This window comes from Bacillus sp. AFS059628 (assembly GCF_002571225.1).
GTDB lineage: Bacteria > Bacillota > Bacilli > Bacillales > Bacillaceae_G > Bacillus_A.
In genome coordinates, this window is record NZ_NVEC01000058.1 from 35,072 (window position 1) to 49,952 (window position 14,881).

Annotated in this window: 13 protein-coding genes; 9 read left to right on the forward strand and 4 right to left on the reverse strand. The window is 36.1% G+C overall.

Annotated elements, in window-relative coordinates:
• Positions 1-25: 25 nt before the first annotated feature.
• Genes hemE through hemY form a run of 3 tightly spaced genes read left to right on the forward strand, consistent with a single transcriptional unit; the run spans position 26 to position 3,463 of the window.
• Positions 26-1,072: a uroporphyrinogen decarboxylase gene (hemE, locus tag COL05_RS19380; protein WP_098270132.1), complete on the forward strand. Its 1,047-nt coding sequence runs from the start codon at positions 26-28 to the stop codon at positions 1,070-1,072.
• Positions 1,073-1,086: 14 nt separating this feature from the next.
• Positions 1,087-2,022 (forward strand): ferrochelatase, encoded by a 936-nt coding sequence (gene hemH / locus COL05_RS19385; protein ID WP_098669787.1) that lies wholly within the window; start codon positions 1,087-1,089, stop codon positions 2,020-2,022.
• A 19-nt stretch (positions 2,023-2,041) separates the two neighbouring features.
• Entirely contained in the window at positions 2,042-3,463 is a 1,422-nt protein-coding gene (gene hemY / locus COL05_RS19390; RefSeq protein WP_098669788.1) for a protoporphyrinogen oxidase, read from the forward strand.
• Positions 3,464-3,502: 39 nt separating this feature from the next.
• Here the strand turns inward: hemY and COL05_RS19395 are convergent, their stop codons facing one another.
• Positions 3,503-4,855, reverse strand: a complete 1,353-nt coding sequence (locus COL05_RS19395; RefSeq protein WP_098669789.1) for a DUF4026 domain-containing protein — start codon at positions 4,853-4,855, stop codon at positions 3,503-3,505.
• A gap of 243 nt (positions 4,856-5,098) precedes the next feature.
• On the opposite strand from COL05_RS19395, the gene COL05_RS19400 reads away from it, so the two are divergent.
• From COL05_RS19400 to COL05_RS19410, 3 genes are all read left to right on the forward strand, one after another.
• Positions 5,099-7,465: a DUF6359 domain-containing protein gene (locus COL05_RS19400; RefSeq protein WP_098669790.1), complete on the forward strand. Its 2,367-nt coding sequence runs from the start codon at positions 5,099-5,101 to the stop codon at positions 7,463-7,465.
• Between the two features lie 110 nt (positions 7,466-7,575).
• Positions 7,576-7,878 (forward strand): hypothetical protein, encoded by a 303-nt coding sequence (locus tag COL05_RS19405; protein ID WP_098669791.1) that lies wholly within the window; start codon positions 7,576-7,578, stop codon positions 7,876-7,878.
• Positions 7,879-8,008: 130 nt separating this feature from the next.
• Positions 8,009-8,308 (forward strand): hypothetical protein, encoded by a 300-nt coding sequence (locus COL05_RS19410; protein WP_142337570.1) that lies wholly within the window; start codon positions 8,009-8,011, stop codon positions 8,306-8,308.
• A gap of 66 nt (positions 8,309-8,374) precedes the next feature.
• On the opposite strand, the gene COL05_RS19415 is transcribed toward COL05_RS19410, so the two are convergent.
• Positions 8,375-9,229: a hypothetical protein gene (locus COL05_RS19415; RefSeq protein ID WP_098669792.1), complete on the reverse strand. Its 855-nt coding sequence runs from the start codon at positions 9,227-9,229 to the stop codon at positions 8,375-8,377.
• Positions 9,230-9,556: 327 nt separating this feature from the next.
• Here COL05_RS19415 and COL05_RS19420 point away from each other — a divergent pair, with 327 nt between their 5' ends.
• Together COL05_RS19420 and COL05_RS19425 are read left to right on the forward strand one after the other, a co-directional pair.
• Positions 9,557-10,129: a TetR/AcrR family transcriptional regulator gene (locus COL05_RS19420; protein ID WP_098669793.1), complete on the forward strand. Its 573-nt coding sequence runs from the start codon at positions 9,557-9,559 to the stop codon at positions 10,127-10,129.
• A 216-nt stretch (positions 10,130-10,345) separates the two neighbouring features.
• Positions 10,346-12,991, forward strand: coding sequence for a YhgE/Pip domain-containing protein (locus tag COL05_RS19425; RefSeq protein WP_098669794.1), 2,646 nt, complete (start codon positions 10,346-10,348; stop codon positions 12,989-12,991).
• A 40-nt stretch (positions 12,992-13,031) separates the two neighbouring features.
• Here COL05_RS19425 and COL05_RS19430 read toward each other — a convergent pair whose 3' ends face one another.
• Positions 13,032-13,790 carry a hypothetical protein gene (locus COL05_RS19430; protein WP_098669795.1) on the reverse strand — a complete coding sequence of 253 codons (759 nt, stop codon included), beginning with the start codon at positions 13,788-13,790 and terminating at the stop codon, positions 13,032-13,034.
• A gap of 298 nt (positions 13,791-14,088) precedes the next feature.
• Positions 14,089-14,535 carry a PH domain-containing protein gene (locus COL05_RS19435; protein WP_098669796.1) on the reverse strand — a complete coding sequence of 149 codons (447 nt, stop codon included), beginning with the start codon at positions 14,533-14,535 and terminating at the stop codon, positions 14,089-14,091.
• Between the two features lie 105 nt (positions 14,536-14,640).
• Between COL05_RS19435 and COL05_RS19440 the strand changes: the two genes are divergently transcribed.
• The gene (locus COL05_RS19440) at positions 14,641-14,856 is read left to right on the forward strand and encodes a hypothetical protein (RefSeq protein ID WP_098669797.1); all 216 of its coding nucleotides are present in this window, start codon (positions 14,641-14,643) and stop codon (positions 14,854-14,856) included.
• The last annotated feature ends 25 nt before the right edge of the window (positions 14,857-14,881 follow it).

Consider the following 14,881-nt stretch of genomic DNA (forward strand, 5'->3'; position numbering starts at 1 on the left):
ATTGGTAAGGAAGGGAGCAAGGGTCTTGGTAAGAACTATAAATGAGACATTTTTAAAAGCATGTAGGGGGGAACGTACTGATTATGTACCAGCATGGTATATGCGTCAGGCAGGTCGTTCGCAGCCGGAATATAGAAAGATAAAAGAAAAGTATTCTTTATTTGAAATTACACACAATCCAGAGTTGTGTGCTTACGTGACAAAGCTGCCTGTTGATCAATATAACGTAGACGCCGCAATTCTGTATAAAGATATTATGTCACCACTACCTGCAATTGGTGTGGATGTAGAAATTAAATCGGGTATTGGCCCAGTTATTGATAATCCAATCCGTTCTTTACAAGACGTAGAAAAACTAGGGGAAATCAATCCAGAAGATGATGTACCGTACATATTAGATACGATTCGTTTATTAACGACAGAAATGCTAGACGTACCGTTAATCGGTTTTTCAGGAGCTCCATTTACATTAGCGAGCTATATGATTGAAGGCGGTCCATCTCGTAACTACCATAATACGAAAGCGTTCATGTATGCAGAGCCGAAAGCTTGGTTCGCATTAATGGATAAGTTAGCAGATATGGTTATTACATATTTAAAAGCGCAAATTAACGCAGGAGCAAAAGCAGTTCAAATTTTCGATTCTTGGGTTGGAACAGTAAATGTAGCAGATTACCGCGTATTTATTAAACCAGCAATGGAGCGTATTTTTGCAGAAGTTCGTACGATGGGTGTACCGATGATTATGCACGGCGTAGGAGCTGCACACTTAGTAAATGAATGGCACGACTTACCGCTTGATGTAGTAGGCTTAGATTGGCGCTTACCGATCGAAGAGGCACGCACGCGTGGTGTTCATAAGGCGGTCCAAGGTAATATGGATCCTTCATTCTTACTTGCGCCATGGTCTGTTATTGAAGAACATGTAAAAGGTATTTTAGATCAAGGGATGAAACAGCCAGGTTATATCTTTAACTTAGGACACGGTGTATTCCCGGAAGTAAATCCAGATACATTAAAACGTTTAACTACATTTATTCATGAATACTCTAAAGGGCAGTTAGCGAAGTAAAGGAGCATTGCTGTATGAAAAAGAAAATTGGTTTGCTTGTAATGGCATATGGAACGCCATATAAAGAAGAAGATATTGAACGTTACTATACACATATTCGTAGAGGAAGAAAGCCAACTCCTGAAATGCTGGAAGATTTAACAGAGCGTTACCGTGCAATTGGTGGTATTTCTCCTTTAGCTACTATTACATTAGAGCAAGCTAAAAAATTAGAACAGCGTTTAAATGAAGTACAAGATGAAGTCGAGTACCATATGTATCTTGGCTTAAAACATATTGAACCGTTTATTGAAGACGCGGTGAAAGATATGCATAACGATGGTATACAAGATGCAATCGCACTTGTTCTTGCGCCGCACTATTCTACATTTAGCGTGAAATCATACGTTGGACGAGCACAAGAAGAAGCTGAGAAACTTGGAAACTTAACAATTCACGGTATTGATAGCTGGTATAAAGAACCGAAATTCATCCAGTACTGGGTTGATGCAGTGAAAGGTATATATAATAGTATGTCAGACGCAGAGCGTGAAAAAGCAGTATTAATCGTATCTGCACATAGCTTACCAGAAAAAATTATTGCAATGGGCGATCCATACCCAGATCAATTAAATGAAACAGCTGACTATATTGCAAGAGGTGCTGAAGTAGCAAACTATGCAGTAGGTTGGCAAAGTGCAGGAAACACACCAGATCCTTGGATTGGTCCAGATGTACAAGATTTAACGAGAGAATTAAATGAAAAGTACGGTTATACTTCATTCGTATACGCACCAGTTGGATTTGTTGCAGAACATTTAGAAGTTTTATATGACAACGACTTTGAGTGCAAAGTTGTAACAGATGAAATTGGCGCGAAATATTATCGTCCAGAAATGCCAAATGCATCAGACGCATTTATTGACTCTTTAACAGATGTTGTATTAAAGAAAAAAGAATCTGTATTGTAAGAAGAAAGGGGGAGCCTGCTTGAGGAAAAAAGTTGTAATTATCGGCGGTGGCATCACAGGATTAACAACAATGTATAACTTACAAAGAGATATTCATGACAAGAACTTGCCGATTGATACATTACTGATAGAAGCATCGGGTAAACTTGGCGGGAAAATTCAAACCGTTCGAAAAGATGGATTTACAATTGAACGCGGCCCGGATTCTTTCTTAGCACGAAAAGAAAGTGCAGCTAGATTAGTGAAAGAATTAGGTCTTGGCGATGAACTTGTAAAGAATCAGGCCGGTCAATCATTTATCCTCGTAAACAATCGGTTACATAAAATGCCGAGCGGATCAATGATGGGAATTCCAACGCAAATTACGCCGTTTCTATTTTCCGGGCTATTCTCCCCAATTGGTAAACTAAGAGCTGGTTTTGATCTATTAATGCCGAGATCCAAGCCAGTATCTGACCAATCACTCGGGCATTTTTTCAGGCATCGCCTCGGCAACGAAGTGGTTGAAAATTTAATCGAACCATTACTATCGGGTATTTATGCAGGAGATATTGATGAAATGAGCTTAATGTCAACATTTCCGCAAATGTATCAAATTGAGCAGAAACATCGCAGTATTTCACTCGGCATGCGTACGCTTGCTCCGAAAGAAGAGAAAACTGAACCGAAAAGAGGAATCTTTCAAACAGTGAAAACAGGTTTAGAATCTATCGTAGAATCTCTTGAATCAAAGATGCATGAAGGTACGATAATAAAGGGAACTCGCATTGAAAAAGTTGCAAAACAGGGTGATGGCTATGCGATTACTCTTAGTAACGGAAAAGAAATAGAAGCGGACGCGGTCGTAGTGGCAAGCTCACATAAAGTATTGCCGTCTATGTTTGCGCAGTACAAGCAGTTTCGTTTCTTCCGCAACATTCCATCCACATCAGTTGCGAATGTGGCAATGGCTTTCCCGAAATCAGCCATTCAGCGCGATATTGATGGCACAGGGTTTGTCGTATCTCGAAATAGTGATTACACAATTACAGCATGTACGTGGACACATAAAAAATGGCCACATACAACGCCAGAAGGAAAAATGCTACTTCGTTGTTACGTTGGACGACCTGGTGATGAAGCAGTTGTAGAACAAACAGAAGAGGAACTCGTGGAGCTTGTACTAGAAGACTTACGAAAGACGATGGATATTACAGAGGATCCAGAGTTTACAGTCGTAAGCCGCTGGAAAGAAGCAATGCCCCAATATACAGTAGGCCATAACGAGCGAATGAAGAAACTCACAACATTTATGGAAAAAGAGTTGCCAGGTATATACTTGGCAGGTAGTTCCTACGCTGGTTCTGGTCTTCCGGACTGTATTGATCAAGGTGAGAAAGCGGCAAAGCGTGTGCTAGCTCATTTGGAGAAAGTAATGGATACGGAATTAATCGCACAATAAAGTGAAACGCCTTCAATCACATTGAAGGCGTTTTGTTACTTATTCACCAATAAACATATATAAGTTATTTGGCTTTATAACGGCATCTCCTGCATAAATAACCCATTCTGTTAAGTTATCAAAATCTAAATGATAACTATTTCCTTTACTCATATCTTCTATAAAATATGGTTCGTTAATGAGTATCCCTTGAATGAAGTCTTCCGTAATGTTTTGCATTTCAAACCACATATGTTCACTTTTTCCCTCTTCGTAGGAGACACCAAACTTAGCGAGGAAACGAAAATCTTCATTTGATTGTTCAATGTGAAAAATGTTGCTGAAATACCCGAAAGTATTCTTTGCATTATAAGCCATACGATCGGTTTCACTATTTGTTTTATAGAACATAAGCCCTGAAGCTTCCTCATGTTCTTTGAAAAAGCTTTCGATACATTCTTCTGAAGTATTGAATTGGAATAAGAGAACGGATGGAGATTGATGGTATTCATCTCGATCATCCATACCTCCTAAGAATGTGTCTTGTGCATCAATTGGCTGTAGCTTTACTTCTTCATCCTCGATTGAAGATAATTGATCTATACTCGTTTTATGCCCAATATAAGATAATCCTTTTTCCCACGGAACAGCTACTGTATGTATAGAGCCTTGCTGACTATGCGCGATAACGATAGGCTCATTCATAGGGACTTGTCCATTCTCAACGGCATTATTCGCAAATGTTTGAAAGAGGTCACCAATGCCGTAATAGGAAGAAATGCGATTTGGAATAATTAATTCTATTTCTGTTACGCCTGCTCTTAAAAGGCCATGTGTATGAAACCAATATTGCGTAGGCTCACCTTCTTTATCGTCCTCATAAACAGAATGAATAACGTATAAGTCAGGAATGTCAGGTAATAATTCATTTTCAACGTGATATTCAATATAGCTTCTAGATATTACTTTCATTGCGGCACTTGAATCAATCACAAATAATAAATCTGGGGCGAGGTTCCATAAAAACTGTAACTGCTGGAAAAAGCAGCCCAGCACATCGCCTACAAATAGCGTACGAGTAAAAATTTCAGTGCCATAAGCAGCATCTTCAAAATGACGATCTACAATTGTAGCATCTTGTCTATTGTACATTTTATATTCTTCTGGGTCATTCGCTTCATCAATATGTAGCTCATACGGTATGATTGTTTCATCCATATGTAACTCAACAATAAGACTTATCTCATCACTATAAACAATTTTTAATTCATCAACTTTAGTAGAGATAGTTTCTAGCCGCTGTTTTAACTGCTCAATTGTAATTCTAGTAGGTATAACGGCAATCATATCTGAAAAATGACGTTCTAATGTTCCATTCATAGCTGCGCGGTATGTTTCTGTTTGCACTTCCATCCAATCACTCCTATTCAAATGAATCCATTTTACATGCCAATGAACTTTCGATATTTTCTGTTTTCTCTCTCTCTAACATTATAGAGTGCATTCGTACAAGCTTTCAAATTATTATTTTGTATTATAGTTTGAAAGCTTGTAAATTAAATAAATTTTTTGTAAAACTTGTCGAAATATCATTCTATATAACGAATCATTTGATATGATAGACATGCTGAGAAAATATGAAATAGAGAGAGGAAAATGGCTGTGAAGAAATTGTTAAGTGTCTTTTTATCATTCATACTATTGCTTTCATTTACTGGAACTTTAGTACAAGCAGAAGAAACTACTTCTATGTCAGTAGAAAAAGCAATTCAAGTATTTAAGCAGCAAGGGAAAACAAAGGGGATAGTAGAAGGATACATTGTTGGGTATACGCAAAGTCCTTCTAAATACACGAAAGATCCAGCAAAGTTTGATGATACAAACGTAGCAATTGCGGATTCGCCAAATGAAACGAATCCAGACAAAATTATGCCTGTGCAGTTGCCAAAAGGCGATGTGAGAGCGGCAGTAAACGTGAAAGATCATCCTGAAAATATCGGGAAGAAAGTTAGTTTAACAGGGACGCTTGAATTATATTTTAGTAGCCCAGGTTTAAAATCGGTAATAGCTCATAAGTTTCAAGGGGAAGGACAAAACCGTGTTAGCGAAGTAGTAGCTTCACCTAGTGGCGGAGAAGTTGCGAAGGGTACAGCGGTAACATTAACAACGAATACAGAAGGAGCAGCAATCTACTATACGTTAGATGGCTCTAACCCTACAAATAAAAGTGTTCGTTATAACGGACAAATTATAGTGAATGAAAATAGTGTGATTAAAGCAATTGCAGAGAAAGAAGGGCTTACTTCTTCAGCGATTTCCACATTTTCATTTATTATCGTAAACAATGAACAGGTTCGTATTCATGATATTCAAGGAAAATCACATGTTTCACCTTACAACGGGAAGAAAGTATACAATGTGGAAGGCGTTGTAACAGCACTTGATAAAAATGGTTTTTATATAGAAGACAATCAGCCAGATAATGATCCAGCTACTTCAGAAGGTATGTATGTATACAAAAAAGATGCGAATGTAGCAGTAGGAGATCTTATTCAAGTTGATGGAGTAGTAGAAGAATATGTTGGGCCTGGATATGCAGAAAGGTTTGACACAGACTTAACGACGACGGAAATTAAAGCGAGCCGCGTTGCTGTAATCGCAAAAGATCAAGCTTTACCAGCACCGATTGTACTTGGAGAAAACGGTGTGAAAATTCCTGATCAAATTATCGATAATGATGCATTTGGTTTATTTGATCCAAATGAAGATGCAATCGATTTTTATGAAAGCATAGAAGGTATGCGCGTTACGATGCCAACGCCAAAAATTATTGCACCTCAGAAAAACGGGAACTTATATGTAACAGTGAAAAATGGCGGAGATAAAGTCGTAACGAAATATGGCACACCTGTATTAGATGAAAATCAATTAAACCCAGAGCGTCTTTCTGTAAAAGTACCTCGTGATTATGTAGCAAAAGTAGGAGATACTTTCACTGGAGATATAACAGGAGTAGTCGGATATGATTACGGTTCGTTCCGCATTGCGCCAATAACGGAATTACCATCTGTAGTAGACGGCGGATTTAAGCAAGTAGGGGCAAATATTCAGCCGCGTCTTGATAAGCTAACAGTTGCTACATATAACATTGAAAACTTCTCGGCGAATAAAAAAGAAACAACAGATGAAAAAGTAAAAGCGTTAGCGTATTCTATTAAATACAATTTAAAAATGCTAGATATTATCGGTGTAGAGGAAATGCAAGATAATAACGGAACGATTAATGACGGTACAACAGATGCTTCATTAAGTGCAAAACGTATCATTGATGCAGTGCTAGAAATTCGCGGGCCAAAGTATGAGTATGTAGAAATTGCTCCGCATAATAATCTAGACGGGGGAGCGCCAGGAGCGAATATTCGCGTCGGTTTCTTCTACAACCCATCACGCGTGAAATTAGCTGCAGTACCGAAGTTACTTGATAAAAATGTCGTTCGCATTGGAGACGAAAACCCATTATTTGAAAGTACACGTAAACCACTTGCAGCAGAATTTACATTCCAAGGACAAAACGTTGTCGTCGTTGCTAATCACTTAAACTCAAAACTAGGAGATGCAACGCCATTTGGAAAAGTGCAGCCGCTCGTATTAAAGAGTGAAGAAAAACGAGTTCAATTAGCACAAGAAGTAAACAATTTCGTACAAGGTATTCAGAAAAAGAATACAAATGCACCAGTTGTTGTGTTAGGGGATATGAACGATTTCGAATTCGCTAAACCATTAAAAACATTAGAAGGAACAAACTTAAAAAATATGTTAAACACAGTGCCGAAAGAGAACCGCTACACGTACATCCATGAAGGAAATGCACAAGTGTTAGACCATATTTTAGTAACAAACAACATCGCACCACACACAATTGTAGATCCAGTACACTTAAACTCAAACATTATGAAAGAACATGGACGTGTAAGTGACCACGACCCAGTACTTGCTCAAATTGATTTGAAGAAAGCTTCTTAAATCGTTGTAAAAAACGCTTAGAAATATACTAAGCGTTTTTTATATTATTAGGGATTTTTATGGTAAAATAGATTGAATATTCACTTTTTAATACTGAGAGGTGTAGACATATGGTAGCCCAACTAAACGGGAAATTCATCAATCAACTAGCGATTTTTTTTAGCATACTTATAATAATTAAGTTTCTAGCTGATGTAACAGGTGTTACGCAATCGCTAGGTATGTATTATTCAGGCATGTTAAGCAAAAACATCGCTTATACAGCATTCGGTCTATCAGTGATTTTTACTATATTGGGTATTAAAAAGGAATTGAGTAAATATGCAATTATTTCGCTATGCTTGGCGATAGGAATTCAAATTATATATGCAGTAGTTTTTGTAGTTTTATGGATGTTGGCAGGGACACCGTAAATTTTATAAATAGAAAAGCCTGTACTTACTAAAGGTTTTTCTATTTTTTATTAAGTAAAATGATACCCAAACCATTTTTATAAAATTCATGGCAAAGCCAATCGAATATTTCGTCTTTAGGGAGGCGACGATGCAAGTACAAACAAATGGGAAATTAATAAATCAGCTTGCAATTTTTTTTAGTACGATTGTCATGCTCCAATTTGTAGCAGATGTAACAGGACTTACTCAAAATTTAGACCTTACGTATAACTTAATCAATACAGAAGCTTCTTACATAACGTTTAGTTTGGCAGTCATTTTTACTTTGATAGGTGCAAAGAGAGAACGAAGTAAATATGCAATTATTTCATTATGTTTAGTTTTAGGTAGTAAAGCGATTTACTTTGTAGCGGTTGTTATTTTATGGGGATTGGCAAGTATGCCGTGAAGGGAAAGATAATAATAAGAGCGTAATTCCCTANNTAGGGAATTACGCTCTTATTCATTCAATCATTTAGTCTGAAATTACTTGAAATGATTTTCTGCAACGATCTCTTTTTTGCAGTCTTCTTCTATATTTTTTTCTATCCCGCTTTACTCCTTGTATATACATAAGTAAGCTAACGAAAAGGAAGAAAGCACATTGCATCAATAAAATGTATGGTGACATGCCTTGCAATGGTTGTTTCGGATCATATAAATGAATAGGTGCTCCGCCTATTGAAGGAAGTATTGTATTTAGCAGGACGTACGGGATGGAGGCAGCCGCGAATGGAAAGAGAATCGCCATATAGTCCTTTTGTGACCATACCGATGCAGCAAGTCCTAAAAGGGCCATTAAACCTGCAAATAAAAAATTAATCCCTATATATACAGTAATGTAAGTGAGAGGCGCATCGAAATATAGGTTTGCGAACATTCCCTCATCATTTATGATGCCTGAACCAGCCGTAGGTGTTCCGTCTGGAATGGTTAATTTGCAAAATAATAACGATAAAATGAATGGAAGCGTATAAAGAAATCCTCCGCAAAAAAACGTAACGATATATTTCGCTACTGAATAAGGAAAGAGAGAAATCCCCCTACTCACAAATGGTTTAAAACCATCTGACTTATCCGAATTGTAACTTGTACTAAAGGGGAAACTCGCAATAACTGGCATTAATAATAAATAAACATCCATTTCATTGTCGCGAAATCCAATCCATTTTATATCCGTTGATATAGGACCATTCGCTGCGTCTCCTAAATAACGAATGACATAATAATAGTGATAAATACAAATAAGAACGAATCCACTAAACATCATAATTAAAGAAATACGACTACAAAAAGCTTGCTTTATATTTAAACGAAGCGCACGCATCATGACTGAAAAAGCCTCCACTATTTTGATAAACTTGTCTATTTTCTATATTACTATTAAATGTAAGGATTTTCTTGTTTTTTTATTTGATTATTTGAAAAAAGGGAAATTTGTTGTCGTTAAGTAAGGTTTAACTGTATATCTTAAGAACGCCTTTTCCTTTTCTCTTTTCTTCTGATACACTATGGACAGTATGATATAACTTGACTGGAATTTTTTTATACTGGAAATAATAAAAAAGAGAACTTGTATACAATGTAAGCGTGTGGTAATATCAAAGATGTACTGATTGACTATATTATCCAATTGGTCATTTTTGGAGGTGACGATGTGGCGATAGATCGAAAACGTTCTATTATTGAAGCTGCAACAAAGTCTTTTTCAGCGTTCGGCTATAAAGCAACAACGATGGATCAAGTAGCGAAATTAGCGAATGTAGGAAAAGGAACGATTTATACTTTTTTCAAAAATAAAGAAGAGCTATTTGGTGAAATTATTTCTAATTTAATTACAGAAATGAAGCAAGTTGCAGAAAATGCAATTCGTTCAGATGTTTCATTTTTTGAAAATGTACATAGAGCATTATATAGCATATTAGAATTCAGAAAAGAACATCAGCTCATGATTAAGTTAATTCAAGAAGAGCGCGATATGGGAACGAAAGAAGTACAAGAAGTGATGCAACAAGTAGATGTGGAAATTGTTTCTTTCATTCAATCGTATTTAAAGATTGCGATTGATAAAGGTGAAATTAGCAAATGTGATCCAGAAATTACAGCATTTATTATGCTTCGCTTATACGTATCGCTTATTTTTGATTGGGAAAAAAATCATGAACCGCTAGAAAAAGAGAAAATTGCAGAATTATTTGAACTTTATTTATTAAGAGGATTGTCAAACTAAGATAATCCTTTTATTATTATAAAAAAGTGACCGATTAAACAAAGTGGTCATATATTTGTTTTAGGGAGGGATAATAGAAATATTCATTTCATAGTAAGGAACAGTTGCATAGTATAAATTCGGGGATAAGGCATATGTATGAATAGGTATAGCCTTTTTATTTGTGAGAAAATGACTAAATGAACAATTTGGTCATTCAGAAAAGGGGTAGAAATGATGAAAGGAAATCAGTTACTTCGTAAAGAGTTCACACAAATTATAAAAAGTAAAAAAATATTAATTCCAATTATCGCAGTTTTATTCGTACCGGTTTTATATGCGGGTATGTTTTTATGGGCCTTTTGGGATCCGTATAAACAGTTAGATGATTTACCAGTGGCGGTAGTCAATTTAGATAAAGGTGCAGTATTTGATGGGAAACCAATTGAGGTCGGAAAAGGGCTTGTTGATAAATTAAAAGATAATACAAGTTTCAAATGGGAATTTGTCAGTGAAAAAGAAGCGAAAAAAGGAATGGAAGGCAGAAAGTATTACATGTTAGTACGCATTCCAGATGACTTCTCAAGTAACGCTACAACGTTATTAAAAGATGATCCAAAACCATTAAACTTAGAATACATTCCAAACGAAAGCTTAAACTTCCTATCTTCACAAATTGGTGGAACAGCCATTGAAAAAATTAAAGGTGAAGTATCAAGTACGTTAACGAAAACATATGCAGAGAAAATGTTTGATTCCATTCAAGACGTCTCAAAAGGATTAGCAGATGGAGCGGAAGGGGCAAATAAACTACATGACGGATCAAGTGAGCTGCATGATGGTTCAAGTAAAGTGACGAATGGCCTTCATACACTTCAAGGGAAGTCTGGGGAGATGAAGGATGGGGTTCAGAAATTAGCAGATGGATCTAATAAGTTACAAGATGGCTTCGGAAAAGTGACAGCAGGTTTAAATACGTTAAATGGCAAAACTGGTGAAATGCAGATAGGTATGAGGAAGTTATTAGACGGCTCCGGAAAAGTAACGAACGGTTTAAATACGTTAAATAGCAAAACGGGTGAAATGCAAAAAGGAATTGGTGAATTGCGTGATGGATCTGAGAAAGTAACGAACGGTTTGAGCATATTGGTAAGTAAAACAGGTGAATTAAAAACAGGAACAACTGAACTATCAAATGGTATGGAAAAACTTGCGGGAGGGCAAAGTCAATTAGAGAAAGGTTCTCAAGAAATACAAAAGGGTTTGCAAGAGTTAAATAATAAAGTACAAAACTCTGTTGCAGGATTAGAGGAAATGCAGTTGAAAGTTCCTGCTATATTGAATACAGTAAATGAGAAAATAGATGGTGCTGGGGCGAATGTAAATCAGTTAAATGAATTTACGCAATCAACAGCAGGAGATGCAAAAACAGCAGCGCAAGAGGTAGCGAATTTACAAAAACAAATTGAAAGTTTACCGAAAGAGTATCAAGAGCAGTTACAACCATTCATAACAAGTGTCGTAAAAAGTACAACGACAGTTCAGCAAAAAGCTGCCGGAGTAGCAGGTGGAACAAATAAATTAAATGAAGAAGTAAAACAATTAAAAGGTGAAATCGGTGAAAAGACAAGTGGAATGCAAAGCAAAATGCCGAATCCGGAAGATGTAGGAAATTTAACGAGTGGTATTAAACAATTAACGAATGCACAAAACGAATTTGTAAGTAAGTTTCATGGATTAGGTGAAGGATTAGGTAATGCTAAAGTAGGTGCAGATAGATTGAAAAACGGATCAGGACAATTAATTGATGGGGTAAATCAATTGTTTGATGGATCTGGAAAGGTAACAGAAGGCTTAGGAACATTATCTGCAGGAGCAAACCAAATGGCAGGTGGAGTAAATCAATTAGCAGATGGATCAAGCCAAGTAACCGGTGGTTTAGGTACATTATCTGTAGGAGCAAACCAAATGGCAGGTGGAGTAAATCAATTAGCAGATGGATCTAATCAAGTAACAACTGGCTTAGGTACTCTAAATGGTGGTCTAAATCAAATGTCAACTGGCTCAACCCAGCTAATCGACGGCGTAAATAAACTAGCAGACGGATCAGGGAAAGTAACGGATGGCCTCGTAAAGGTAAACGATGGTTCAGTTGAACTTGCTGAGAAACTTGGCGAAGGGGCAGAGAAAACTGGTGAAGTGAAGGGGACGGATAAAACGTACGATATGTTTGCAAGTCCTGTAAAAGTGAAGACGGAGAAAATGGCGGAAGTTCCAAACTATGGAACTGGATTTACACCATATTTCTTATCACTCGGTTTATTTGTTGGGGCATTACTCTTATCAATCGTATATCCATTACGCGATACAGTAGGCGTTCCGAAATCAGGATTTAGTTGGTTTCTTAGTAAGTTTGGCGTGTTACTATCAGTTGGCATTATTCAAGCGGTAGTAGCAGATGTTATATTACTATACGGATTAGGTGTAGAAGTACAAAGTATTCCATATTTCATACTCTTTAGCATCGTTACAAGCTTAGCGTTTATCGCATTAATTCAATGTTTAGTAACAGCATTCGGTGATGCAGGGCGTTTCATCGCCATCATCACATTAATTATTCAGCTTACAACAAGTGCCGGAACATTCCCGTTAGAATTGATTCCGAAGTTTTTACAACCATTCAATGCTTGGTTGCCGATGACATACTCTGTATCAGGATTGAAAGCAGTTGTATCAAGCGGAGACTTTAACTTCATGTGGCAAAACGTAGGAGTACTCATGATTTTCATCGTTGTATTATCACTTGGAACGATTGCCGCATTAACTTGGATGCACAAACGACAATTTAGAAATATTGAGGAAAATCAATCGATTGAAGCGTAAATAAGGAGCATAAAAAAGCACCGAAATGGTGCTTTTTTTATTAGTTTTGTTTTATTGGTTGAGAAAGTTCATTTGTTTTTCTGTTTTTACGGAACAAGTATATAACAATACTTATAAGAATAATTGTAGCTACAATCCAAACAAATGGACCATATTTTTCAGCAAAAGTATACAGTTTCATATTACTAGCAATGTCCTCTTTTGTTTTTCCTACTAGAATTTCAGAACCACGATACCCTTCAATGGTATCCCCCTTTTTTATGCCAAAAATAAGAGTGTCTGATTTGTTTTCTATTCCCGTATATCGGTATCCTTTACCTTTAATTGTTAATTGAGTATCATCCTTTTTTAGTGAGTAATCTTCGATAGAAATATTTTTTCCTGAAAGTGTAATTGGTTCCATCGAAAAACGGATTTCTTTTAATACAGGAAGAACCTCATTGTTTAGTAAGAGATGCTTTGCAATATGTTGCTCTGTATCAATGTTTATCCAATTTGCTTTTCGGCGTTTATACGTATTAATTTCAAGGAGTGCGAATTCTTTATTTTGAAGTTTTTCCTCTGTAATAGGTTGCGCAGTAGTTAATGCTCCTTTTAATAAAATCACACCGTCTTTTGCAGATTGAAATGAAGAGACTTCTTTCGTTTCTTTTAATGTATTAATAGCACTTCTATAATCTTCTTTTCCTAAAAGAACAGCTCCTGTATGTACGGTTAAAATAAGATATAGAATGCTTACTACTATAATAGCTTTTTTCACTATGTACCCTCCAAAGTATGTATAAGTTAATTGTAACATAATTTACCATTTTTAATTTATTAATTCGAATAATAGGTTGCAAATGTGAAAGTGGTAAGTCAGTTTAAAGAAAGTGTGGATGAGAGGAGTAAAAATGAAAAGGAAGTTTAGGTATAAGAAAGGTGTATAACTGCACTTAAAGTGGATAAAATATTTTCTTCATAACGTAATAGTTATTTTGTATTCTCTAATATTATCCTTTTTATTTGTAATACATTCTATAAAGATATTATTATATCGAGAAAGACCATACACCAAATATGCAACATTGCATATTTGGTGTATGGTCTTTTGAATGTTACTCGTCGTCGTTATTACTTCCAAAGGAGCATCTTTTCTGTAGTTCGGATATGAATTTTTCAGGATCTTTCGGTGAGATTTTTACACTTCCCAAAGCCCCCGATGTGTAAAAAATCTCATAACAATCTTTGGAAGAGAGAATACGATAACCAACTAAAATGTTATCTGTTTTTGAGATTTTCGTTATATGACCGTACGGAATCTTACTTCGAAATGGACCACCTTTCACGAATAAGTAATCTTCATAGAATGTATATGTAATTGAAAAGGAGCACCATAATAGGAAGCCAGAAGATAGAAAGAAAATAGATAGTAGAATGTATGCATCTGTTGTAGTAGCTTCATCATCAAATATGAGAGGAAGTATTGTTACAATGCCAGTGGTGAAAATAGCGAAACTGATGATAGATAAGAAGAATGTATCCATTTTAGAGTGAAATGTCATTTGTAACCCTCCTTTCCTTAATTTTACCATGTTTCATATATAGGGCTAAATAAAAGGACAGGAATTGCAACCATTTGAACAGAAGTATAGTACATAGGAGCTGATATGATGAAAGGAAATCTTACTTATTATTTTATCTTAAATCCGCTAATCATCTTTCTTGTTTACGCCCTTTCACCTATCTTGTTTCATAAAGAAAAATATATAAATATGAAAGATGCACTAGGAATACTTGCAGTTTACTATGTGCTAATTAGCGGGTATTACTTTGTGGATGTTATAAGTAAAAGAATGAAGAAGGATAGTAAAGACAAACGATAAATTTTATGGCATGAAAACCGATGGA

Excerpts from the sequence above, each read along its gene's own strand:
- hemH (WP_098669787.1), top strand. The coding sequence starts at position 1,087 with ATGAAAAAGAAAATTGGTTTGCTTGTAATGGCATATGGAACGCCATAT.
- COL05_RS19395 (WP_098669789.1), bottom strand. The coding sequence starts at position 4,855 with ATGGAAGTGCAAACAGAAACATACCGCGCAGCTATGAATGGAACATTA.
- COL05_RS19400 (WP_098669790.1), top strand. The coding sequence starts at position 5,099 with ATGGCTGTGAAGAAATTGTTAAGTGTCTTTTTATCATTCATACTATTG.
- COL05_RS19405 (WP_098669791.1), top strand. The coding sequence starts at position 7,576 with ATGGTAGCCCAACTAAACGGGAAATTCATCAATCAACTAGCGATTTTT.
- COL05_RS19410 (WP_142337570.1), top strand. The coding sequence starts at position 8,009 with ATGCAAGTACAAACAAATGGGAAATTAATAAATCAGCTTGCAATTTTT.
- COL05_RS19415 (WP_098669792.1), bottom strand. The coding sequence starts at position 9,229 with ATGATGCGTGCGCTTCGTTTAAATATAAAGCAAGCTTTTTGTAGTCGT.
- COL05_RS19425 (WP_098669794.1), top strand. The coding sequence starts at position 10,346 with ATGAAAGGAAATCAGTTACTTCGTAAAGAGTTCACACAAATTATAAAA.
- COL05_RS19430 (WP_098669795.1), bottom strand. The coding sequence starts at position 13,790 with ATGTTACAATTAACTTATACATACTTTGGAGGGTACATAGTGAAAAAA.
- COL05_RS19435 (WP_098669796.1), bottom strand. The coding sequence starts at position 14,535 with ATGACATTTCACTCTAAAATGGATACATTCTTCTTATCTATCATCAGT.
- COL05_RS19440 (WP_098669797.1), top strand. The coding sequence starts at position 14,641 with ATGATGAAAGGAAATCTTACTTATTATTTTATCTTAAATCCGCTAATC.